Here is a 25331-nt window from a genome sequence, read left to right as displayed (position 1 = left end):
ACATACAAACTGACAAAATATGCCAGTATCGTTTTCCCAGACCTTAGACAATTACGACGTAATTATTATCGGCTCAGGCTTAGGCGGTCTCACCACAGCAAACAGACTCGCCTATTGCGGCCATAAAGTCCTTCTCCTTGAACACCATCACAGGCTTGGCGGTCTCGCAACCTGGTTCAAACGTAAGGGGCATATTTTTGATATTTCTCTTCATGGTTTCCCATACGGTATGGTGAAGACATGCAAGAAGTATTGGAACAAAGAGATAATGAAGTCAATTGTGCAGTTAAAGAATATCGTCTTTGACAATCCACAATTCAACTTGCGCACAACATTTGATAAAGAAGACTTCATCTCAATCCTTAACACGAAGTTCAAAATTCCTTTACAGACTGTAAACAGTTTCTTCGAAACTGTTGCAGCAATGAATTTCTATGACGATCAGTCCATGACCACCAGGGAATTGTTCGAACAATTTTTTCCTGGAAGAACCGATGTTCACCGGCTGCTCATGGAACCGATTACGTATGCAAACGGTTCAACGCTTGAAGATCCTGCAATCACCTATGGCATAGTTTTTTCTAACTTCATGAATCGCGGTGTTTTCACATTTGAGGGCGGTACAGATAAGCTCATTCATATGATGTCTGACGAGTTGGAAAAAAATGGCGTAACCATCTGCACTAATGCCAAAGTTGATAATATACTCGTCGAAAATGGCCGTGTAACCGGTGTCCTGGTGAAAGGGAAAGAGATCACTTCCAAAGCCGTTGTTTCCAATAGCGGAATCACCAACACCATCCATAACCTGACTGACCGTTCCTGTTTTTCCGATGAATTCCTTGAAAAAGCAGATGCGATACGGGTAAACAACTCAAGTTGTCAGGTTTATATGGGGGTAAAGGATGGTGAATCAATCCAGGACGTGGGCGATCTGCTCTTCACCTCAACTTCACCTGAATTTGATTCGTCTGAACTCCTGGACATTCACACTCAATCTAAAACATTTTCAGTATATTACCCGAAAACACGGCCTGGTCATGATCGTTACACTATAGTAGCATCAATGAACGGTCGATACGATGATTGGATGTCATTGTCTGACCTGCAGTATGAAAAAGAGAAAGAAGATATGATTGCTCGGGCTGTTACTGATCTTGATAGATACCTCCCTGGTGTTAAAGAGAAAATCGACTGGCTCGAGGCTGCAACTCCACGCACATTTAACAGATACACTCTCCATACCGACGGAACATCCTTTGGAACCAAATTTGAAGGCCTTGATATATCACGAACTATTTTCAAAGAAGTTCCAGGCCTCTTTCATGTTGGCTCTGTTGGCATAATTATGTCCGGGTGGTTAGGTGCTATTAATTACGGTGTCATTGTCTCTAATGATGTTGATGGCTACATTCGCAGCGTATAAGGAAATATTATGCAGGACTTTACAGGTCAAACAGCAATAGTTACTGGTGCCACACGAGGAATTGGAAGAGCTATCACCCTGGCTTTACTTTCAAAAGGCGCGACAGTATTAGGCGTTTACGGAGGTAACACTCGTGCTGCTGAGATGTTTGCAGACGAATGTAAGCAATATGGTGAAAAATTTCGCTTATACAAATGTGATATCTCCGACGAGAAACAGGTATCCGCATTTTATGCGGAGATAGAACAATCAATTACCTCTCTTGAAATTCTAGTTAATAATGCTGGAATCCGCCGAGATTCCATGCTGGCCCTGATGAAAAATGAAGATTGGAATTCGGTTATTGATATAAATCTTTCCGGCACATTTCTTATGGCAAAACCAGCAGTAATGCTCATGATGAAGAATAAATTCGGTAGGATTATTAATATAACTTCTCCCGTTGCACATCTTGGGTTTGCCGGCCAGTCTAACTACGCAGCTTCAAAAGCCGGCCAGGTCGCCTTAACTAAATCACTTGCCAAAGAAACAGCTAAAAAGAAAATTACTGTCAATTGCGTATCTCCAGGATTTATTGCTACAGATTTCATCAATGATCTGCCGCCAGAGCAACTCTCCGCCTATAAAAAAATGGTTCCAATGCGTCGGTTTGGCAAGCCTGAGGAAGTTGCAGATGCGGTTATGTTTTTATCATCGAAGAAGGCTGCTTATATAACAGGAACCGTTCTTGAAATAAATGGAGGCCTATAGAATGAAGGTTCAGCAGGAAATTCTCGACAGAATTCCACACAGACCGCCATTCCTATGGATTGACTCAATTATTGAAAAAACGGAAAATTCTATTTCTACACGAAAGTCCATCCCGACAGACCTCGATATTTTCAAAGGACACTATCCTGATCACCCTATTATGCCCGGGGTTATTTTGTGTGAAGCAATTTTCCAATCAGGGGCCTTGCTTATGAGTTATGCCCTTGAATCTGAAGGTCAACAAAGCGATGGCAAAGTTCCTGTACTTGCGCGAATTGAAGGTGCTAAATTTAAACGGCCTGTTCTTCCCGGTGATGAAATAGATATCAAGGTATCCATTAAGGAAGTTCTATCATCTGTGAGCTTTATGAAGGGTACCTTACGTGTTAAAGGAAAAACTGCTGTACAGGTTGACTTTTCATGCGCCTTAGCTTCTGGCCTTTAACTTCTCATTTAGATTTACTGACAAATCCTGTATCACCCCCCTTTCCTCAAACTGCCATGTTGAAGTTTTGAGGAAAACAGGTAAAATACCTAGCCGTCAGAACAAGTTCACAAACATTTTCCAGAGCTGGGTCTAATAGTTGCTTTTCAGCTTTATTCTCCTGCTCACTTGTATAGAGGTGCTTAAGAGTGCAGTTGTCAATCACTGATATGATATTGCATGCAGGACCGGTTGGACAGTTCGTCATGCTTACCCTGCTCGTTTTCTCGATCACATCGTGGTCGATAGTGTTCATGAAGATCAGGCTCTTTAAAAGAGTAAAGGATGATAGTTCAGAATTCCTTGAATCATTCTGGTCATCATCTAACCTTAGCGAAGCTCATAAGGCCTCCGAAGATTTTGAGTATAGTCCTGAAGCTGCAGTATTCTCTGCTGGCTACACCGAACTGCAGAAAATCAATAAGATTCGAAATCGTAACGATGAAAAAGAGAGTTCCGAGTCGCTGGAGATGCAACTTGCTACAATGGACAATCTCAAGCGTGCAATGCGAAAAGCTCATTTTCAGCACGTTAATCAATTGGGTGCCTCTCTTCCTTTCCTTGCGACTACCGGTAGCGCTGCTCCCTTTATTGGTCTTTTCGGAACAGTATGGGGAATCATGGTATCATTCCACGATATAGGCCAGAGAGGTTCAGCTTCTCTGGCAGTCGTAGCTCCTGGTATTTCAGAAGCTCTGGTGGCTACTGCTGCTGGTCTTGCAGTAGCAATTCCAGCTGTTATTGCCTATAATCACTTCTCAAACAAACTTGACGGAGTTGATAGCGAAATTGAGGATTTCAGCACAGATTTTCTTAATCTTGTAGAGCGTGACCTGCTTAGCCGGGTTTGAGACCTAACCTTACTGTGATTAGCTGACATGGGACCTACACGCACAAACAATAGAAAACGTCTTGTATCAGAAATCAATGTTACACCCCTTGTGGATGTAATGCTGGTTCTGCTGATCATATTCATGGTGACTGCACCAATGATGACTCAGGGATTAGATGTAGATCTTCCTGAAACAACAACAAAGTCGTTACGACAGAATGAAGATCCACAGGTTATCACCATTGATAAAGAGGGACAAATAACTCTCAACAAAATAGCAGTGGACAACTTATTTCAGCATCTTGATAAATTTCCTGAAGAAATTAAAAAAGAAGCAATCTATCTCAAAGCAGATAAAAATGTTCCATACGGGATCGTTGTAACTGCTATGGCGGATGTTAAAGCTGCCGGTTTCGACAAGCTCGGCATGATTACTCAACCTATTGATAAAGAATAACGGTTCCTGTGTTTCAAGAATACCGGGTGACATATATGTCTTCACAAGAGTGGAAATTACCACTCAATATCGCTATCACATTCCATGTGATTATAGCGTTAGCCACCATCTACTTACCAGGTCTACTCGATTCCAAACCCAGATTTGAGGATATTTATACCGTTAACCTGGTGAACTTATCAGATACACCAATGTCTACCCCTCCTGTTGTTGAGCAAGCGCCTGCAGTTCAACAGCCCAAAGAGAGTGTTTCTGAAGATGCGGTCTCGATTGCTCCTTCTCAACCGGCCGTCCCTGTCGTCCCGGCCGCCCCTGCAAAAGCGATTAGCCTTAAGCCATCAAAGCGTAAAGTGAAAAAGGAGATCGTAACACCAGAAAAACCGCAACAGGATCTTGACCAGGTCCGCAGACAAAAGCTTGCTGAAATGATCCGGGCTGAACAGCTTGCAGCTGAAGAAGCACGAATTTTGACAGAAGAAGCAAATATTGAAAAAAGATTAGCAGAAGCAGCTCAACGCCGTTTGGCTCAAGTAAAATCCTCTGTCAATACGCCTGCGGCAACTGTTTCACGTCCAAGGATTTCCGGAAATTCAGATAAACTCTCAGCTATTGAAACTCAATACTCACTACAGATCAAAGCGTTACTTACATCATTCTGGAGTTTACCTGAATATAGATCGTGGTCAGCTGACCTTAAATCCACACTTGTAATCACCGTTAACAATGACGGCACAATTGCGAATATCTTTTTTGAAAGAAAATCTGGTGACATACGATTTGATAATGAAGTAACCAAAGCTTTACGCAATGCTGGTCAATTACCAGCTTTCCCACCTGCAATGAAAGCCCGTAATATTGAACTGGGCCTCAATTTCACACCAGGTGGAATTCACTCAAGAAGTCGATAACACCTATCAGGATACTACATATGAGATTAAAATCATTTTTCTGGTCGCTTCAGGTATTACTGTTAGTTCTAACAGTTGGTCATCCAACTGTTAGTCATTCGAAACGTATTTATTTAGATATAGAAGCTGATAAGGCGAGAAAAATCCGATTTGCTGTGCCCTGGATGCTTAACAAGAATCTCTCCGGTGAAAGACAGAAATTTGGCAGCGATGCTGCCGATACCCTTGCAAAAGCTTTAAAATTTCATGGTGTAATTGAAATTATTCCGACCAGCGAATATGGTGGTGCACAGCAAGTTGATTGGCGCAAACTGGCTGCCGACTATGTTGTGCTAGGTCAATACTCGATCACCTCGGACAGTTTAAAATATGAACTCCGTTTGTTCGATGTTGCAGGTAATGAGGTAATCCTTGGAAAATCATATAAAGGAACCATGCAGCAAAGAGATCGAATGCTATTTAACTTCTGCGACGATACCATAAAGGAATTAACTGGTAAAAGTGGTATTGCATCCAGTCAAATTGCCTTTGTTTCTCATAGTGGAAATGCAAAAGAGGTGTACCTTACTGACATACTCGGCAAGAGTATCAGACAGGTCACCAGGCACCGTAACCTTATAGTCTCTCCTCGTTTTACACCTGATGCCAAATCGCTTACCTACACGTCTTACCATTCCGGGAACCCGAACCTGTATATTACTGATCTCAATCAGAGCAAAGTAACGAAAGCACTATCACGTAGGAAAGGTATGAACTTTGCCCCAGCGTGGGCACCTGATGGTAAGAAGATGATTCTCACCCTTTCAGTAAACGGTAATCCAGATCTGTTTTTACTTGATAATCAAGGAAATATTATAGAGCAACTCACTGATCGATCAGGTATTAATGTTTCTCCTACCTGGTCACCTGATGGTAGTAGAATAGTTTTTTGCTCAGACCGAAGCGGCAAACCTCAGTTATATGTGATGGACCTTCGCACCCGTAAAACAGACAGAATCACTTATGAGGGCTCTGAAAATGCTGAGCCTTCCTGGTCACCCACAGAAGATCTGATTGTTTACTCCAGCCTTCGTGAAGGCGTATATCAGATTTTTACAGTTAAACCCGAAGGGCGTTCAACTCCAACTCCCGTCACTGACGATTTAAGCCATCACGAATCACCGCAGTGGTCACCTGATGGAAATCAGGTTATCTTTTCAAAAAGAGACGGGAAAAAGCACCAAATATACGCTATCATGAGGAACGGTTCATTCCAGAGACGACTCTTTGCGTTTCCGGGGAGTCACACATATCCCCAATGGTCTCGTTAATCTACAATAAAAATACTATCCGGCATTTATGCAGATGAAAAAAACATTACGCAATATCTTCATAGTATCAGCTCTTTCACCGCTTCTCATCCAATGTGCTTCACAAGATGAGGTGCAAAGACTACAATATCAGCTGCACGTAGTTAACAAAAAGCTTGAGGATATGAAGTCAACCACTGTAGGTGATATCCAGAAAAGACAAGCTGCTTCTTCTAACCAACTCGACCAACTCGATCGTGAAATCCTCAATCTAAAAGGCCAGCTCGAAGAGACAAACCATCTCAATCGCAGGCTAAAAGAACAGAACAAAGAGTTGGAAACAAATATCAGTGTTGTAGCTAAAGAAGAAGCTGCACGCCGAGAAGAAGCACTTCTTAAAATTCAGGACGAGCAACGCCTAAAGGAAGAGCGCATAGCTGAGCTTAATGCCAAACTGAAAGCTCAGCAGGAAAGCCTTCAGGCTATCCAGCAGGCACGGGTACGCGATGCTGAACGAAGAGCCCAGGATGCACGCCTGAAGGCTGATGCTGCACGAGCGAAAGCACTTGCTGCAAGCAAATCTGTTGGCACATCAAGTAGAGGTATAATCCATATATCTGCTGAGAATTTCAAACAGGTTTTCGCCACAACTTCAGCAAACACTCCTGCTACAGTTGTTCCTGTAACTGCAAAATCGGTTAAGGCAGAACCCCAAACACAAATTCAACAGACCACGTCTGCTGATAGCAAACCAGCTCCAGCACCAACAGCGAGCAGCAGCCAATCACCATTGGCCAAAGCGGAACAATTATTTAATAATAAAGATTACAGGAATGCATATTCCGCTTTTGAGTCTATAGCCACAACAAACCCTACCGGCGATGTCGGCATTTCAGCTGGTTATATGATGGGTGAATGCCTGTTTGAACAGAAAGAGTATGACAAGGCGATTTTGCAGTACCAGAAGATTATCTCACAGAATGGTACACACGCCAAAGCCGCATCCGCAACATACAGACAGGCAATGGCTTTTGAGCAGCTTGCTGATAACGAAACAGCACGGATGATATACAAGAAAATCCTCAATCACTACGGATCTTCACCTGAAGCAGCAAAGGCAAAAGAAAAACTTGGTAACATGTAGGGATTCTAAGTAGCGCAACACCGATTAATGATGAAGAAAATCCGTCTCGACCAGCTTCTTGTTCAGCGAAATTTCTGTGATAGCCTGAGCAAAGCTCAGGCTGTCATCGGCGCCGGAGAAGTATATGTAAACGATACACCTGCCGATAAAGCTGGCCAACCTTTCCCTGCTGACGCTCCAATCCGGGTCAAGGAAAAATGCCGATATGTATCACGCGGTGGCTTAAAGCTTGAACGCGGATTGGAATACTTCAATATTAATGCTACGGATATGTGCTGCCTTGACGTAGGTGCATCTTCAGGTGGGTTTACAGACTGCCTCCTACAAAATGGCGCTGCAAAGGTGTTTGCTGTGGATGTGGCTTATGGCCAACTCGATTGGAAAATACGTCAGGATGAACGTGTTGTTGTTATTGAACGTTTTAATGCCAGAAAACTAACACCTGAAGTTCTTAAGCAACCGATTGATCTCGCTGTTATGGACACTTCATTTATATCAATTACAAAAATAATTCCTTTTCTGTTACCGCTCTTTAATGATACCTTGCAGATCGTTGCGCTTATTAAACCCCAGTTCGAGCTTCCTAAATATAAGATCGGAAAGGGTGGTGTAGTTCGTGATTCAGAACTTCACCAGGAGGCAATAGATCTAATCCTGGAATTTGCAGACAAAATCAATCTCACATCTCACGGTGTAGTTGAATCTCCGATTCGCGGCCCTAAAGGAAATACCGAATTTCTCATCCACCTGTCAAGCTAGTCCCCCCCTTCTTATCTCGCTACTTTTCCTCTAGCTTTTCAATAGTTTCAAGAAATCGCTCTGCTTCTATCTTCATGTTTTCTGTTGTAGTTTTTCCCTTAACAACATTATTCAGACTAAACTTCGCAAGTTTGATTTTACCTTCGTACAAATAAAATTTTCCTAAATTGAGCGAGGAAAGCATTTCCTGATTTTGCTGTGATGCAATGCTACCAAGTTCAAAATATACTTTTGAATATTCAGGCATTTGGTAGGATACAGACTTAAAAAGATTTTCAGCTTTCTTCAGATCTCCGAGGGCCTTATACGTTTTCCCAAGATAAAATGCCGAATACATATCTGAAACATTTTGATTGTACCCCTTCTCTAACAGTATCCGTGCATCAACATACTCCCCTGCTTCAAAGTGAAGTATTCCCTGATCTGTTAGTAAAAGATTCTTATCAGGCAGAGCTTCGACAACCTCTTCAATCAGCTTTTGGCCACTTGAATAATTGTTTGCATGTCTCTCCAGCTGAGACAATCCATATTTCGCCATTATTTTAGAAAAAGCTGTTGTACGCGAATCACTTAACACACTAATGAGATGCTCCCGAAATACCGTTGCATCCATTGTCTCAGCCATTATCCGATACTTAAAACGCAGGAATTCGAACTCATCTCTTATCGTGTGTGTTGTCAGTTCATTTTCGTCAATCTTAAGAAGTGTATCTATATAATCGAGCCTGAATTCTGGGTTTGGATGAGTCAGGAGATATTGTGGTAACCTGTCACTTCTATAACGACTTACGCGACGCATGGTCTCAAGCATTGTTTTCTGACCATGAGGATCGCGCTTGAGTGTTTTTAACCAGCCGTATGCCATTAAATCGGCTTCTTCCTCGTGCTTTCGGCTATAATGCAGGTTTGCACTCTGTCCGGCAGCTAGTGAACTCGTGAGCAGAGCCTGAGTTGCGGCGCCCCCGCCTAAAGCCAGAGCCGCAAGGGCTACTGCAAGGGAGGCTGCTCCAATAATTTTTCCCTTTTCCACTCGACCTGCAAGATGACGTTTTGCCACATGACCGATCTCATGGGCAAGAACAGATACCAGCTCATCTTCACTGTTCATCGAGTTAATAAGGCCGGAGTAGAAGAAAATCAGTCCAGATGGCGCGGCAAAGGCATTAAATTCATCATCCTTTATAAGGAAAAAATGATAATTAAAATATTGCAATCCAGCAACGGCCAGCACCTCATCACCTAGCTTGTTGATATACTGGACAAGGTCTGGATCCTCCAGCAACGGAAAGGTCGAGCGTACAGAGTAGAGGAGCTTTTCTCCAAGTTCACGTTCTTCACCGATTGAAAAAGCAAAAGAAGGACGCGAACATGGTAAGCCTACAAACAGTATTATTAGAACAACTGATAATAATTTAGAGAAGCGTATCTTCATTTTCCTTAATCCAGCTGACCAGTTTAACCATTCCATCTGCGGTCGACACAATTGGCGTATACCCCAGGTCTCTTTCAATTGCTTCTGTGGAAAAATAGTGTGATTTTGCAAGTTGCTCAGCAAGAAACCGGGTCATACGAGGTTCCTTGTCTTTCATACATAAAGAATGAACCAGTTCAAGTAGAGCACCTGCAGAGTATGCAACACCAAAAGGAACATTTTTTATAACCGGTTTTATCCCAACCTGTTGAAAAAGATCATTTATCCAATCCCAGAGATTCACAGGCTCACCCTGGCTTACAAAGTATGCTTTGCCTGCAGCACTCTTACTGGTAGCCAGATTTTCTTCAGCCAATAGATGAGCATGCCCAACATTGTCCACATACGATATATCAACACGATTAATCCCGCCACCAACTCTTTTCAACTCTCCATTTAGGCCTTTTTTCAGGAGACGGGGGATTAAATGAGGATCACCAGGACCCCATATGAGATGTGGCCGCAGAGCGCAGGTGCTTAAGGAATGATTATTTGCTGCAAGCACCTTCGTTTCTGCAATGACTTTACTTTTTGCGTAGTTGCATAAAAACGTATCCGGATATGGTAGTGACTCATCACCACTAAGGATGTCAGTTCTGTTAAATACGACGGAAGGAGTTGACGTGTAAATAAGAGATGGTACAGCATTTTTTAAACAGGCTGTAATAACGTTTTCAGTACCAATTACATTGATAGAATGATAATCAGACCAACTGCCCCATATTCCAGCAAGTGCAGCTACGTGGAAAACGGCATCTACACCTTTTGTTGCGTTTATAAGGAAATCACCATCGCGAATATCCCCAACCACACACCTGGCACCAAGTGTTTCAACTTCATTATATCTATGACGTCCTACAACCAGTACCTCGTCCCCTCTTGCGACAATCATTTTAACAATTGCCTTCCCGACAAATCCCCCACCACCTGTAACCAGAACTTTTTTCATCAGCTAACCTGTAATTCCTCTTCAGCCCAAACTGCAAGTTTTTCCCTGAATATCTTAGCATTATGCCGAATATCAACAGGAAAATCATTATGAACTAAAAAGGTTGTAATCTCTTGAGTGACCTCACTCGCACCAGCAAGCCTGGATACTTCAGCAATAAGCGTATCTACTGCCCCAGCATACTCTTTAACCGGTTCAACGATGAGCACGGGTTTTTTAAAGTCACTCCCACTTACCGTAACGCCTACCAGCGCGGATCTGTACACGTCAGTATGCTCGTTAACAATGGATTCACACTGAATGGTGTACAACGTACCATTCTCAGTTATGACCCTATGGGCCTTTCTTCCGCAAAACCATAATCTGCCGGATTTATCGAGGTATCCCGTGTCACCCATTCGATGCCAGAATGTATCCCGATCAATAATTTTGGCTTTCTCGTTTTCTGAATCATTGTTTTCGTACGCCTTGGTCACTACATCACCTTTAACGATTATTTCCCCTATCTCTTCAGGAGGAAGTAGTAAATCCGAGTCAAATTGACGTACAGGCTTATCACATATTGTCATAACAGCGAGTTCAATGCCAGGTAAAGGTCTTCCGACACACGTGCCTTTACCTATACGACTCTTCTCCCAGGTCTCACCCAGCACCTCTCTCCCTTCTATCGAGACAATCGGCAGGCTTTCAGTGGCACCATAAGGGGTGAATATCTGAGCAGATTCGGGAATTATTGCAGAAACACGCTCTAGCAGTTCTCCTGGTACTGGCGCTCCAGCCATCAAAATTTTTTGTATGGTTTCCAGCTTGATGGAATTCTGGATGCAATACCTGCTTACGACATTCCAGATTGCAGGAGAACCAAAGGAATACGTAACACCATACTTTTTAATTGATGAGACAAATTTCTCGGGATCGACCTTGGCCGGGCGAGTTGGATCCATATCAGGTATTACTGAACTTGCACCAAGCGCTGCTGCAAAAAGAGCAAATAATGGAAATGCAGGTTGATCTGTGTGATTGGAATCTATTCCGTAATAATCACGTATACGATCAAGCTGGGCAGCAAATATAGAATGTTCGTAACGTACACCTTTAGGTGGGCCTGTGGAACCTGTTGTAAAGATTATTGCAGCAAGATCGTCATCTGAAGGTGAATAAACAGGAAATGTGCCATAACCTGACATTACTCGGGCCTGTTTTTTTATATCAGATCCGAAAAGACCAAATGACTGACCACAACAGAAATGTTTTTTTACTGTTTTAAACGGAGTCCGAAAAATTTTACTGAAGAGACACGCTTTGGGGATCCCGATAAAAACTGATGGTCGCACTCCCTCAATACACTTCAATAGGTTTTTATACCCCATCCCCGGATCAATCAGGATTATTGTCACCCCAATTTTAAACAGAGCAAATGTGAGGCTGATAAAATCGACAGAAGGGGTCACCATCAACATTACCCGATCTCCGTGTTTGACCCCGTGTTTATGTAAAAGATGGGCGTAACCGTCGGTCAAGCTACTCAGCTCGCTGAAACTGACATGATTCCCGGTTTTCGCCTCAGCTATAGCCATGCGGTTTGCGTGAACCGCTGCAATGTCGTTGAAAGCTTCGGCTATATTTTTAACCATCCTATTAACCTCATCTCATTTGGTCCGAAAGAATCTTGAAAGTAGTGGCTCTACCTCATCCCTGCAGTCCTCTAATATATAATGACCAGCATCTGGGAACATATGACACTCAGCTTCAGGAAATCGTTTTCTCCATTCATCATAGAAAATTGTATTGAAGCAAAAATCTTTACCACCCCAAATAATGAGCATTGGGACACCTGCATCTTTGAGCGTAGACAATCCATTGTCGATTTTTTCAAGAGTCGAATAGCTTACATGATGTTTTTCTAAAGGTATATCCTTAACAAAAGCAGCGACAGCGACACGATTCTTCCATGAGTCATATGGTGCAAGATATGCTTCACATATCTTTTTAGGCATAGGTTTTGTCACTGCCATAAACGTGGCAGGCCAGGCAAAACCGTTGAAAGCTCTGACTATAAATGGACCAATTATCGGATATTTACAGATCGATATTCTAAAAGGTATTCTTTTTGATCTAAACGCTGCTGTATTAAGGACAACGATTTTTTCTATTCTTTCAGGGTACTTTGTGGCAACCCCCATGCCGATGGCTCCACCCCAATCATGCACAACAAGGGAAAAACTGTGGATACTGAGTGAATTCAACAGTTTTTCAAGGTTTTCTACATGCTGTCCCAGGGTATAATTATACTGCTGGGGCTTATCTGAAAGCCCGCAACCCATATGATCAATTGCAATTACACGGTGATCTTTACTGAGTAATTTTATTATATTTCTATAGTAATATGACCATGTTGGATTCCCATGAACCATAACAATGACAGGTCCGCTTCCCTCGTCTATATAATGTAGGCGATCGTTACCAAGTTGCAAATAATGAGACGTAAACGGGAATTCAGGATACACGGGAATCACACTCAAGATAATAGGCTAATAGATTATGAGGGCAACATACAGTCAAGACCCACACGAAATTGATTGGCTGACATAATTAACGAAGGGTGGAAAGGGTGTCAACTCTTTTGAAAAAATGCACAATCCGACCACAACACTATCATCATACCACCAGAAATATTACATACCACTAAAACACGTTGAACAACATTACCTGATACTCCATTAAAAAAATCTGAACTTTTAATAAAGTGTATGTAAATACAATTACAAAACAAACATACATGCCATTCCGCCTAACACGCCAAGAAAAAGACCATGAATCACGACAAAACTGTTGCGTTAATATTTTTTATATGCTAAACGGCTATTATTGTTGTGATTTGGGAATCATTTTCTGGCAGCAACACCTAATGGTTCAACGTAAATACCAATCGGTAGACTACTGTAGTCATTAGTCACAACAAAGAGTTAGCCAGCATAAATTGCTGGGAAATTATCATATGGTTCCCAGAGGGGCCTGAGTACAAAAGGAGTAGTGACAATGGCAGAAGGTACAGTAAAATGGTTTAATGATGCGAAAGGTTTTGGTTTTATCGAGCAAGACGGTGGACCAGATGTGTTTGTTCATTACTCCGCAATAAGATCCGAAGGCTTCAAATCCCTTGAAGAGGGATCTCGTGTCAGCTTTGAAATTATCGACGGCCCCAAAGGACCTGCTGCAGATAACGTAGAAAAAGTTTGATAACTTTTTGAGATACCCACCACAAAAAAGGCTCTGCTTTTAAGCAGGGCCTTTTTTGTATCTATCATTATTTTACGAAACGTTTTTTATATTTTCAAAGTTTGTGTAGGCTGTAACCTCGGAAGCTGGTAATTGCGATGAGGTTTTCTTTTACTACATAGGAACTATTGGAAGATAGTTCGGTTCCCAACGCATTCGGTTTATCAACTCGCGCATTCTCGCTTCCTCACCTTCGTGTTGAAAACTTGAAAACACACATGGCCTGCTGATTCCATGCTCTACAGCACACATTGCAACAGCCAAAGCAACTGCTTTACAAACTTTATCAAGATCCGCAACAGCCGGCAAAAGCAGACCATTATCAATGTCATCACGCGGCACCAGACGACAAACAGCCCGAGCTGCGGCTGTAAAAAATTCTGGTAGAATTTCTCTTGCACCCGAAGCCAGAACGCCAAGGGCAACACCAGGAAAAATCAGTATATTATTCCCCTGACTTACATTATATTTTTTCCCGTCGTACTCTAAATTATTGAAAGGAAATCCACATGCTATCAAAGCCTTCCCTTCAGACCATTTGATCACATTTTCGACACATTGCCTGGAAGCCTCTGGCTGGCTATATAGCGGTAAAACAACTGGCTTTGCGGTATTTTGGAGCATAGACACTACATGCCCCTTCTCAAGACAACGATCACCTGCTGAAGTATTCAAAAAGACCGTAGCACCACTTTTTTCCACCGCGTCACTCAGTGATATCCCTTCTTCTGATAACCATTTAAATATTTTGGGATCCTTTGCAAACTTCTTCAGGTAATATTCTTTTGGACGCGTGGTTGTAATAATACCGTTTTCATCTGCTAGAAATATGAGATTCCGAGCCTGTTGTTTATCACATCCCTCTTCCTGCAGTGCAATTTCCAGTTGTTCACAAACACCGACCCCTGTGGTGTTAGCTCCCATAATAAGAAACTTCTGGTCAGTCAGTTTTTCATTTTTAGCGCGTATCGCCGAAAGGATCGCAGATAAAGCAACGGCACCTGTTCCCTGAATATTATCGTTAAATGTGATAATTTCATCTGCAAATGCGTCACGGATGCTGATCGCATTATGGTCGGAAAGATTTTCCCATTGACATAAGGCATCAGGAAAAACGTTTCGAAATGCACGTACGAATCTTCCAATAAAAGAGAGATACTCCTCTCCTTTCAGACGCTTGCTTCTCCACCCTAAATAGCTTTTATCATTAAGCAGTTCTTCATTGTCAGTACCGACATCAAGCGAAATAGGGAGACAATGCCAAGGGGCAATCCCGGCCCCTTGTGAATACAGCATGAGCTTACCAAGACAAAGTGCTATGCCTCCAGCCCCCTGATCTCCCATTCCGGGAATGCCCTGATTATCTGTAACCACAGCAACGCGAATATCTCTATGCAAATATCGCCGTAAAATGTCTTCAGCCATATCTATATTATCAGGATAAAAATGCAGACCGCTTGCCTGGCGATAAAGAGAAGAAAATTTTTGAACGGCCAGATCAATTGTCGGCGTATAAACTATACCCATATACTTTTCCAGGTCACTCCTGATAAGTGCATGGGCGAGTGTCACATTGCGATCAAATAGCGCTCGAATAAAAATGAAACGTTCGATATCGTCTATTTTAGCATCAACAATTCGCTGCGTATTTTCCACCTGCTCTTCAAGACTTCGTATACCGGGCGGCAACGACCCCTGCAAGCCAAGCTTGATCCTTTCTGCCTTATTAAATGCAGTGCCTTTGTTGACAAAGCTGATTGAACTAACCGCAGATCCGCTTCCGTAAACTATAATTTCACGAGTATTTCCATACTCGTCATACTTAAATTTATATTGAATTTTAGACATGGTTTTCGGAGGCTCCTCAGATATCAAATAGACACATTGACAATACAACAGCTTTCATCCATAATGCCCGCCATGAAAACATGGCAAAACTTACTGCAAGACAGTATTACCACTTATGACGATTTGAAGAAACACCTTGGTTGCGATAATTCAGCAATTTGTGATGTAATTGCTCAATATCCTCTCAAAATCAATCCGTACTTCCTGAATCTTATTAAGAAGCCAGGCGATCCTATCTGGTTGCAGGCTGTACCAGACCCGGCGGAAATTCACGACCAAATTTGTCATATAGACCCGCTTGGAGAAGAGCAGCTCAGTGCCGTTCCAAACCTGGTTCATAAATATCCGGATCGTGCCCTACTGCTTGTGGAAAAACAGTGTGCAATGTACTGTAGATTTTGCACGAGAAAACGTAAAGTTGGCACATCGAAGATGCACATATCTTCCGATTCTTTGAATGCAGCATACACCTATTTGCAGAACACACCTGAAGTCAGGGAGGTGTTGATATCGGGTGGTGACCCACTGCTGCTTAGTGATGAAGCCCTGGGCGATATCCTCTCACAACTCAGGAAAATACCAAGTGTAGAAATAATCAGGATCGGTAGCAGAGTCCCTTCGACCCTGCCAATGAGAATAACTCCAAAGCTGGTCAATATACTTAAACAACATCATCCTTTATATATAAATACCCATTTTAATCACCCAACAGAACTCACAGAAGAAGCAGCAAAAGCATGTGCAATGCTCGCTGACGCAGGTATTCCTCTCGGCTGTCAGACTGTTTTGCTAAAAGGAGTCAATGACTCAGCAGAAGTACTCAAAAAGCTTTTTACCGGCCTACTACGTCTGCGAGTAAAACCCTATTATCTTTTTCAAGCTGACTTGACCAAGGGCACAAATCATCTAAGAACGAACAGTTCTGTCGGTATAGAAATAATGCGACAGCTCTATGGACATATCTCAGGCATGGCAATTCCGACTCTTGCTCTGGATGCTCCCGGTGGTAAAGGTAAAATACCTCTCACTCCTCAATATATCATCGAGCAGGGTGCATCTTTAAAATTTCATAATTTTCGGGGCGAAGTATGTACCTACCCGGAACCATGCAATCATCAGTGATTTTTCAAGGACAGCTTGATTCTCTAACATTATTAACGCTATAATCAGCGTATATCTGTTGTTAATCTCCCCTGCCCTCTAAACTTCTTAAGGTCGTATCGTTATGGAAAAAAAGGAAATTCTGCAAGCCATTCTCAATTCTGAAGAACTTCCAACGTTGCCAAACGTTGCATCTAAACTGATCACACTTACTGCCAGAGAAGATACCACTCTGACAGATATAGCAGCCCTTGTATCTCAGGACATCGCCCTCTCTGCTAAAATTCTTAAAGTTTCCAACTCAGCATTTTACAGTTTCCCCCAACAGATAGGATCGATTAAACAGGCTGTTTCACTTCTCGGCACTAATGCCGTTCGTAGCCTTGTGCTTTCATTTTCGTTTCTCACCATGAAAAAGGGGAAACAGAAAAGTTCATTTAATTTTGAGAAATTCTGGGAACGTTCCCTGGCATCTGCTGTTGCCTCTAAACTCATCCTGGATAAAGTTAATGAAGCAGATACTGAGGAAATTTTTGTCTGCGGTCTTCTCCAAAATCTTGGGGAACTTATTTTTGCACGAATTTTTTCAGACAAATATGACAAGGTCATCGAAAAAATAGAAAGTGGTCACGCTGATAATATCTCTGTCGAAAATGAATTACTAGGGATTGATCATGCCAATATAGGCTATGAGGTAGCAAAACATTGGGGTTTCCCAGATACACTGCTACTCCCTCTCCTGTACCACCATGCTCCTGAAGTCTACACAGGCGATGATCCTAAAATCATACAGACAATCAATGCTGTTTATCTTTCTGATCTTTTAACCAATATTCTCTATTCTGATGAGCCTGAGAAATACCACAAACTATTTAGAACAGAATCCAAACAACTCCTTAAACTCACCAGTACAGACATAGAATCTATACTCTCAGAGCTACATGTACAACTCGATCTGGCCGGTGAATATTTTGAACTCAAAATGAAAAACTCCAAGTCCGTCCAGGAGATACTTCAAGAAGCAAATATACGCCTCAGCCTTATGAACCTCGATTATGACCAAATGAACAAACAGCTTGTACAGGCAAAAATATCTCTGGAAAAGCTAACTACAGAATTAGAAGAGAAAAATCGTGTTCTTGATAATCTTGCAAATATAGACGGCCTGACAGGAGTCTATAATCACAGATATTTCCAAAATACACTTGATCAGGAAATAAGCAGAGCAACACGAAACGATTCCGTATTATCTCTAGTACTTATCGATATTGATAATTTTAAAAATTTCAATGATACCCATGGACATCAAACAGGGGATTACGTACTTACCCAGTTCGCCACGGTTATAAAAGAAAATCTGAGGAATTACGATACACTTTCCCGTTACGGCGGTGAAGAGTTTGCTATAATCTTACCTGATACCAATGAAGAAGCAGCCATTCTCGCATCAGAAAAACTCAGACTTATTATAGAAGAGGCAACATTTGAAGATAATGAGGAAAAGTATTCTGTAACTGCAAGCTTTGGACTGGCAACGTGCATGCCTGGTATCGAAGATGATTTTTCAAAATCCAAGCTAATCAGTAACGCCGACCAGGCTCTATATGCTGCAAAAGACAAAGGAAGAAATGCAGTAGTTTCATATTCGCCTAAAAAGAAATGGTTTTCTTTTTAGGCCGGTAGTTCCATATGCCTGTTGCGGCCTTACAGCTGGACCTTGTATATCTTATTGTAGGCTAGTGCTCTGTAAATCTTTAAATGTCGCAAAGATTGTTCGGCAATTTTAGTGCACTGCGAGGCACGAATGAAGGAGCATAGCAGCGATATGTGACTGAATGAGAAACGAAGTCAGTGTGCTAAAAGGGCCAACAAGATCCGATAGGTAAAGGTTTACAGAGCACTAGAGCATATTCTCAGGATCGACATCTACGATAACTTTGCATCGTCCTGTTACAAGTTCATCCTTATGCATGCGTATATAGCCACAGACTGAATGCAGTACATCCGGAGCGGGACCTTTTAATAGTATTTGCCAGCGATAATTCTTTTTAACCCGATCTATCGGAGAAGGGGCTGGTCCGAGTATCTCTATCTCGTTCTTTCTCGTTTCAGTTATCGACCTGCACGCAGCAGCTATACGCATCGCGCTCAGTTGCACATTATCTTCAGATTCTCCACGAACATGTACCATGACGACACGAACAAAAGGGGGGAACAACGGGTTTCTACGTAGCTCTAACTCTTTTTCTACAAGATCACCGTAGCTGTGAGCTTTTGCAAACTGAATGGCATAATGATCCGGCCGCATTGTTTGAATGAATACTTCTCCTGGAGAGTCTCCTCTTCCCGCCCGCCCCGTCACCTGCGTCACAAGTTGAAAGGTTTTTTCCGCCGCTCGATAATCAGGAATAGACAGACCTCCATCAGCCCAGACGACACCAACAAGGGTAACTCCTGGAAAATGGTGCCCTTTGGCGACCATCTGAGTTCCGACCAGAACATCAATACCACCATCTCTCATCAACTTTAAAGTGTGTAGAAATTCTTTACGGTTCCTTGTGGTATCTAAATCAAGTCGGGCAATACGTGCTTCCGGCAAAAGTTTCTGCAGCTCTTCTTCAACCCGTTCTGTACCAAATCCAATTGGTACCATATTGGTCGAATGGCAGCTTTCGCAAACAGTCTTGTGATGAACCGCATATCCGCAATAATGACAGAGTAATTGCTGTTTCGATTTATGCAGCGTCAGCGATACATGACAATCTTTACATTGCACAGGTGTACCACACTCACCACAAATAACATTGGTTGAAAACCCGCGTCTATTAATGAGTATGACGCTCTGCTTCTCTCTTTCCAGATTATCCAGAAGGGCTTTTTTCAGCTCAGGACTGAAGAGATGCCGTTTTTTACCCGTAGTATTTTTTTTCAGATCAATAATGCGAACCTTAGGCATAGCTCGTTGACCAACACGATTGTTCATGGTGATCAATCTATACTTACCTGTTATCGCATTATGATAACTCACGACTGAGGGTGTAGCAGAACCAAGCAATAGAACAGCCTTTTGATATTTTGCTCTGACAACTGCTACATCACGGCCATTATACCTGAGGCTGTCATCCTGTTTCAGCCCTGCATCATGCTCTTCATCAACGACAATAAGGCCTGGATTTTCAAGTGGAGCAAATATCGCTGACCGGGCACCAATTACAATTTTCGCCTTACCGGATAACGCCAATGACCATTGATCAAACTTCTCGGATGCTGACAAGCCTGAGTGTAACAACACTACCTGGTCACCAAATCGAGAAACGAAATGGGCCTCAAGCTGGGTCGCCAGTGCAATCTCAGGAACAATAACGAGGACACCACGCCCTCTTTCAAGTGTCTTTGCAGCCGCATTAAGATACACTTCAGTCTTACCACTACCAGTAACACCATGAAGCAAAAACGGTGCAAATATTTCCTTTTGAATTGCAACGTTAATCTCTTTTAATGCTTCGTCCTGTTCTTCAGTCAGAGTTTTGGGCGGAGGGAAAAATTCAAGCTGCTCCCCTAAGGGGTTTCTAAACACCCTGTTTTTTTTCTCTAAAATAAAACCATTATCAATGAGCGTGCCAATCGCTTTTGACGCTCCTGAATACGCGGCTGTTAGTTCCTTTCGGGGGATGAAAGAATTATCACTGCTCCCCTTCAAACTATTGAGGTAATGTAATGTCTTAGCTTCAGACAGCTTTAAAGCAAACTGATGTAGATCTTTCACATGCTTCTGATAGCAGGTATACATATCTTTTTCTGAACGTTCTTCAGGAAGATCAGGCAAATCCACCGTGCTTCGGTAGCATATTTCAAGTTTCTCCCGTACAGTATCATCAGTTACAGCCTCAGCTATTTCCAGCAAACCACTGTCCACAAGTTGCTTAACGTACTTTTTTGTTCTCGAATCTGATAACAGTTCTTTGGAGAGCGTAGGGGAGAGTCTCCCTGACTCACGCAGAGTAACAGCCCAACCATCGTCTTTAAAAGTCTCTAAAATTTGATAGTTTTTGCCAGCCTGCCCGGTCAATTGTAGAAATTTAACGCTTTTGGGTGTCATACCACCAGGCAAGGCGGATTTGATGACTTCCCCAATCGGATAATGATAGTATGCGGCAATCCACTCAAAAAGTGGGATTATCTGGGGAAAGAAGATAGGTTGAGTGTCTATTATCTTTTGAATATTACGGATTTTGAAATCAATATTTGCTGTTTCAGCCTCACCCAGGACGTATCCGGTCACCTTTCGGCCGCCCAGAGGAACCAGTACCCTTCTACCTACAAGCAAATGCAGATCATGCTTTTCAGCATCAGTGAGTAATGATTCCGGTACGCTATAAGTCAGAGTATTATCAAGAGGTGCATTAACGGCTATTTTTAACAACATCATATATTTGCAGCGAACTCCACAATAGCAAGTTGAACAGCTGATCTATCAAACCCGTTCAACATATCATTCAAACATATTGAGATTAGAGGTACATGTATTAACGTATAAGCGCTTTAAGATAGTAACAACGTGGGCACTTTTCTATGTGTTTCCTCAAAGGTACTATAAGAGGAGAATTGCCCGCTGGAAATACACCTAAAACATGACGTAACCACCTGAACACAGGATAATTATAAATCGTTCCAACCAAAAACCAGCTAGTTGTCGGGCCTGAGCAAACTCATGCGGTTTTCTCAACGCATTACAACTGGAGGAAAATCAATTTTTCAAGACACCCTTTATTTTTGGTAACAGATTATATAAACATGTGGTATGAACTTCCGACTCAGCACTCCCTGTGTGCATTACCATAATTCCTTTTCTCCAGCTATCTATTAATGAATATCAACTTCCCAAACGACCTTCCAGTAGTTGCTCGAAAAGACGAGATAAGTGAAGCTATATCTAAGCATCAGGTAGTAATTGTTGCGGGTGATACAGGATCAGGTAAAACCACCCAGATTCCTAAGATTTGCCTGGAATTATTCCCAGAGAACACATCTCTTATCGGTTGTACCCAGCCCCGCAGAATTGCTGCATCTTCGGTTTCTTCACGAGTGAGTGAAGAAATGGAAAATTTAGGGGATATAGTCGGGTATAAAATACGCTTTCACGATCATACCACCAAAAACACCAGAATCAAGTTCATGACAGACGGTGTGCTCCTCGCAGAATCACGAAATGATCAACTGCTGAAGCAATATGGAGTTATCATTCTTGATGAAGCCCATGAACGTAGCCTCAACATCGATTTTCTGCTTGGTTATCTCAAAAAAATTCTGCCTAAACGTCCTGATTTAAAGTTAATCGTTACATCTGCAACAATTGATACTGAGGCATTTTCAAAACATTTTGACAATGCGCCGGTAATTAACGTTACAGGCAGGACATATCCAGTCACTGTACGATATTGCCCACCTGAAGAAGATGACAGTTCAGATGATTACAATTATGTCGAACACTGCGCCGACACCATTGTAAATATATTCAAAAACGAACAACCCGGAGATATATTAGCCTTTCTCCCAACAGAAAAGGAGATCAGGGCCTGTTGTGCGCTTGTTGCTAAAAAAGCAACAGGAGCCGTAGTCCTGCCAATGTTCGGACGTTTACATTCTGCTGATCAACGAAAGATTTTTCAAAAGCATTCCTCCACTAAAATTGTCATATCCACTAATGTCGCTGAAACCTCCATCACAGTTCCGGGTATTCGTTATGTTGTGGATAGTGGTTTAGCAAGGATGTCATTCTATAACGCCCGTGCTAAGACTACCAGCCTACCTATTCAGCGTATTTCCAAGGCTAGTTGTGACCAGCGAAAAGGTAGATGCGGACGTGTAGGGCCAGGAATCTGCGTGAGATTATATTCTGATGAAGACTATAATGATCGGGAAGAATTCACGCTGCCGGAGATAAAACGTGCCAATCTCGCTGAAGTAATCCTTCAGATGATATCACTCAAACTCGGCCGCCCCGATGATTTCCCCTTTCTTGAGCCTCCCCACAGAAACACCATACGTGATGGGTACAAGTTGCTGCAGGAGCTTGGAGCAATATCCCCTAATAACACGCTCACCGAGACAGGCAGGTTTATGTCAAGCCTGCCAATTGACCCATGTATATCTCGAATTCTGCTTGAAGCAAAAAGTGAAAACAGCCTTGTAGAAACCAAAATTATCGCTGCTGTTCTTGCAATACAGGACCCACGCATTCGCCCAGCTGAAAAGGAAGCTGACGCTGATGCAGCTCACAAACTGTTTGCACACAAACATTCTGACTTCATGACTCTTTTAAATATCTGGAATTCTTTCCAGGAAGATCAGGGAGAAAATCGTTCTTGGTCAAAACTGAAAAAGTTCTGCAAAGCACATTATCTCTCATTCCAGCGAATGCGTGAATGGGTTGATCTCCATGAACAATTGAGCCGTATTCTTGAACGTCAGGAAAATTTCACTGATAATACGGAGCCAGCTTCTTATGAGCAGATTCACAGATCGCTTACTACAGGTTTTTTAAGAAATATTGCTGTCAAAAAACAAGCAAAGATATATCAGGGGGCAGGGAACAGAGAGCTCATGATCTTCCCAGGATCACACCAGTTCCTTACCGGCGGTCAATGGATCATTGCCGCCTCGTTTCTTGAAACAAACAGGCTATACGGCCTTACAGTCGCAACAATTGAACCTGACTGGCTTGAACCCCTTGCGCCTCACCTGGTAAAACGTTCATGGTCCAACCCACGTTGGAATAAAAAGTCGGGTCAGGTAATTGCTGAAGAAAAGGTATCACTCTTTGGTTTAGTTATTGTCACAGGCCGACTGGTCAACTTCCCTAAACGAAGTGCCCGAAATATCCCGGAAGCACGGGAAATATTTATTCAGTCCGCATTAGTAGATAAAGAGATTAGCGGGAACTATGTCTTTCTATCCGAGAATCAGAAACGCATTGAAAAGTGGCGAAAAGCTGAAGACAAATTGCGCACCACCGCAATACTTCAGGATGACGCGTCACTCTTTGCCTTTTATTCTGAACGCCTTCCAGAAGATGTATGCGATCGCTCAAGCCTGAATAAGTACCTTAAGAAGAAAGGTCATAGAGCCCTGCTCATGACAGACGACGATATCGTCAAACAACGACCGGATGAGAACCTTCTTGCTGACTTCCCCTCTTCTCTCAATATTGGTTCAGTAGAGCTTCAACTCGAGTACGATTTTTCACCAGGATCGGAAACCGATGGTATGTCAGTACGAATACCTGTCTCTCTTGCACCGGCTCTACCGCATACTTCTTTTGAGTGGCTTGTCCCAGGCCTTATTAAAGAAAAGATTCAGCTACTTATAAAAGGACTCCCAAAATCTTTACGAAAACACCTTGTACCTGTTAATCAGTCTGTTGATATGATTCTTGATGACATCCAGATGTATAAAGGCTCCTTGTATACCGCCATTGAGTCAGCTATCCATAAGATGTTCAGGATTTCCATCCAGCGATCCGACTGGCCAATAAACCTGCCCGATCATTTACAGACACGATTTGTTCTCTTCGATTTGAACGGGAAAGAGGTGGTTACCGGCCGCGACCTTCCAAAATTACTCAGTGAAGTTGAAGGATCAATCTCTAAAAATGCGCGTGAAGCAAATGTCGACAAGGATCAGCAGAATACTCTCTCTGAATGGGAATCGTTGATCACCAGAGATTGGGCGTTTACGGATTTGCCCGAACGTTTTCCCCTTTATACCCCGCAAAAAGACATTGCTGGCTATTTATTCCCACATCTGCTCGCCAAACCTGAAAAAGGTGGAGTTTCAATAGCCTTTGCCAGAGATATGAAAACCGCCAGGCAGCACAACCTTTCAGGGCTGGAGTATCTCTATCGGCTCAATTTTGCTGATGGTCATAAGAATTTGAAAAAATATTGCACGTCAATGCTGTCTGGACCTTCAGCCTTGTTTCTTGTTGACTCAGGTATAGGAAAAAAACATGGTATCGATATGGTCATCGGCTTTGTCTACAGGACACTCTTCCCCTCAATAGATGGCACAATCCCTTCAGAACCTGTTTTTACATCTGAAATCAATCGAGTAAAGCACCAGGGATTTTACAAAGAAGGTCGGAGAATTGTTGAAGAGGCAGTATCTATTCTTAAAAAGCGCAGAGAAGTAAACGAAAAACTCAACCACTTTATTAGACTTGATTCACGTCGACTCATTTTCACTAAAGATAAAACAGATGACTTTTCTAATTTGTTAGGTTCAATTGTCCCTGCCGATTATTATGAAAATAACACAATCACAGATATCGATTTCACAATGAGGCAACTGCAAAGTCTGGCAATACGAATCGAACGTTTTTATTCAAACCCAGCTAAAGATAAAGAAAAGGCCAAACTTATCAAACCTCATATTGATAACTTGCAACACCTTCAGTCAAAAATTAATGACCTGAATCCCGAAGCTCTTGATCAGTTAAAAATTTATGCGCAGATGATTGGTGAATTTCGCATATCTGTATTTTCACCTGAGATCAAGACCCGGGTTGCAGTTTCTTCAAAAAAAATATCTCAACAGCGGCAACTGGTATTAAACAGCTTTTGAGCAACGGCATTA

Annotated in this window: 19 protein-coding genes; 13 read left to right on the top strand and 6 right to left on the bottom strand. The window is 42.4% G+C overall.

Annotated features, from left to right (window positions below; translation table 11 throughout):
* The first annotated feature begins 19 nt into the window (after positions 1-19).
* The 9 genes from FCL46_RS09860 to FCL46_RS09820 all read left to right on the top strand — a co-directional run bounded on the left by FCL46_RS09860 (position 20) and on the right by FCL46_RS09820 (position 8049).
* Positions 20-1426, top strand: a complete 1407-nt coding sequence (locus FCL46_RS09860) for a phytoene desaturase family protein (protein ID WP_136806307.1) — start codon at positions 20-22, stop codon at positions 1424-1426.
* 9 nt (positions 1427-1435) lie between these two features.
* Positions 1436-2176, top strand: coding sequence for a beta-ketoacyl-ACP reductase (locus FCL46_RS09855; protein WP_176371597.1), 741 nt, complete (start codon positions 1436-1438; stop codon positions 2174-2176).
* A gap of 1 nt (position 2177) precedes the next feature.
* Positions 2178-2621 (top strand): 3-hydroxyacyl-ACP dehydratase FabZ, encoded by a 444-nt coding sequence (gene fabZ, locus FCL46_RS09850; protein ID WP_136806305.1) that lies wholly within the window; start codon positions 2178-2180, stop codon positions 2619-2621.
* Between the two features lie 188 nt (positions 2622-2809).
* Positions 2810-3511, top strand: coding sequence for a protein TolQ (gene tolQ, locus FCL46_RS09845; RefSeq protein ID WP_136806304.1), 702 nt, complete (start codon positions 2810-2812; stop codon positions 3509-3511).
* Positions 3512-3538: 27 nt separating this feature from the next.
* Entirely contained in the window at positions 3539-3949 is a 411-nt protein-coding gene (gene tolR / locus FCL46_RS09840) for a protein TolR (RefSeq protein ID WP_136806303.1), read from the top strand.
* Between the two features lie 35 nt (positions 3950-3984).
* On the top strand, positions 3985-4857 hold the full coding sequence (locus FCL46_RS09835; protein ID WP_136806302.1) for an energy transducer TonB: 873 nt from the start codon (positions 3985-3987) through the stop codon (positions 4855-4857).
* A gap of 20 nt (positions 4858-4877) precedes the next feature.
* The gene (locus tag FCL46_RS09830) at positions 4878-6167 is read left to right on the top strand and encodes a PD40 domain-containing protein (RefSeq protein ID WP_136806301.1); all 1290 of its coding nucleotides are present in this window, start codon (positions 4878-4880) and stop codon (positions 6165-6167) included.
* 34 nt (positions 6168-6201) lie between these two features.
* On the top strand, positions 6202-7290 hold the full coding sequence (locus tag FCL46_RS09825) for a tetratricopeptide repeat protein (protein WP_167505799.1): 1089 nt from the start codon (positions 6202-6204) through the stop codon (positions 7288-7290).
* Between the two features lie 27 nt (positions 7291-7317).
* Positions 7318-8049 (top strand): TlyA family RNA methyltransferase, encoded by a 732-nt coding sequence (locus tag FCL46_RS09820; protein ID WP_275942857.1) that lies wholly within the window; start codon positions 7318-7320, stop codon positions 8047-8049.
* Positions 8050-8068: 19 nt separating this feature from the next.
* Here the strand turns inward: FCL46_RS09820 and FCL46_RS09815 are convergent, their stop codons facing one another.
* The 4 genes from FCL46_RS09815 to FCL46_RS09800 are packed head-to-tail and all read right to left on the bottom strand — an operon-like array spanning position 8069 to position 12976.
* Complete coding sequence (locus FCL46_RS09815) at positions 8069-9481, bottom strand: beta-barrel assembly-enhancing protease (RefSeq protein ID WP_167505798.1); 1413 nt, start codon at positions 9479-9481, stop codon at positions 8069-8071.
* A complete protein-coding gene (locus tag FCL46_RS09810; protein ID WP_136806298.1) occupies positions 9462-10469 on the bottom strand; it encodes an NAD-dependent epimerase/dehydratase family protein in 1008 nt (335 codons plus the stop codon). Before FCL46_RS09810 ends, FCL46_RS09815 begins: the two co-directional genes overlap by 20 nt.
* Positions 10469-12103, bottom strand: a complete 1635-nt coding sequence (locus FCL46_RS09805; RefSeq protein WP_136806297.1) for a fatty acid CoA ligase family protein — start codon at positions 12101-12103, stop codon at positions 10469-10471. Before FCL46_RS09805 ends, FCL46_RS09810 begins: the two co-directional genes overlap by 1 nt.
* 15 nt (positions 12104-12118) lie before the next feature.
* Complete coding sequence (locus tag FCL46_RS09800) at positions 12119-12976, bottom strand: alpha/beta fold hydrolase (RefSeq protein WP_228723374.1); 858 nt, start codon at positions 12974-12976, stop codon at positions 12119-12121.
* A gap of 532 nt (positions 12977-13508) precedes the next feature.
* On the opposite strand from FCL46_RS09800, the gene FCL46_RS09795 reads away from it, so the two are divergent.
* Entirely contained in the window at positions 13509-13709 is a 201-nt protein-coding gene (locus FCL46_RS09795; protein WP_136806296.1) for a cold-shock protein, read from the top strand.
* 153 nt (positions 13710-13862) lie between these two features.
* Here FCL46_RS09795 and maeA read toward each other — a convergent pair whose 3' ends face one another.
* Entirely contained in the window at positions 13863-15596 is a 1734-nt protein-coding gene (gene maeA / locus FCL46_RS09790; RefSeq protein WP_136806295.1) for an oxaloacetate-decarboxylating malate dehydrogenase, read from the bottom strand.
* Between the two features lie 72 nt (positions 15597-15668).
* Between maeA and FCL46_RS09785 the strand changes: the two genes are divergently transcribed.
* Positions 15669-16718, top strand: coding sequence for a KamA family radical SAM protein (locus tag FCL46_RS09785; RefSeq protein ID WP_136806294.1), 1050 nt, complete (start codon positions 15669-15671; stop codon positions 16716-16718).
* A gap of 103 nt (positions 16719-16821) precedes the next feature.
* Complete coding sequence (locus tag FCL46_RS09780; protein ID WP_136806293.1) at positions 16822-18372, top strand: sensor domain-containing diguanylate cyclase; 1551 nt, start codon at positions 16822-16824, stop codon at positions 18370-18372.
* Between the two features lie 225 nt (positions 18373-18597).
* Here the strand turns inward: FCL46_RS09780 and priA are convergent, their stop codons facing one another.
* Positions 18598-21126 carry a replication restart helicase PriA gene (priA, locus tag FCL46_RS09775; RefSeq protein WP_136806292.1) on the bottom strand — a complete coding sequence of 843 codons (2529 nt, stop codon included), beginning with the start codon at positions 21124-21126 and terminating at the stop codon, positions 18598-18600.
* Positions 21127-21563: 437 nt separating this feature from the next.
* Between priA and hrpA the strand changes: the two genes are divergently transcribed.
* Positions 21564-25319, top strand: coding sequence for an ATP-dependent RNA helicase HrpA (gene hrpA / locus FCL46_RS09770; protein WP_136806291.1), 3756 nt, complete (start codon positions 21564-21566; stop codon positions 25317-25319).
* Positions 25320-25331 lie beyond the last annotated feature (12 nt).

It is taken from the genome of Desulfosediminicola flagellatus, from assembly GCF_005116655.2.
GTDB lineage: Bacteria > Desulfobacterota > Desulfobulbia > Desulfobulbales > Desulfocapsaceae > Desulfopila > Desulfopila flagellata.
The sequence above is the reverse complement of the archived record's forward strand: the minus strand, read 5'-3'. Positions and strand labels throughout refer to the sequence as shown.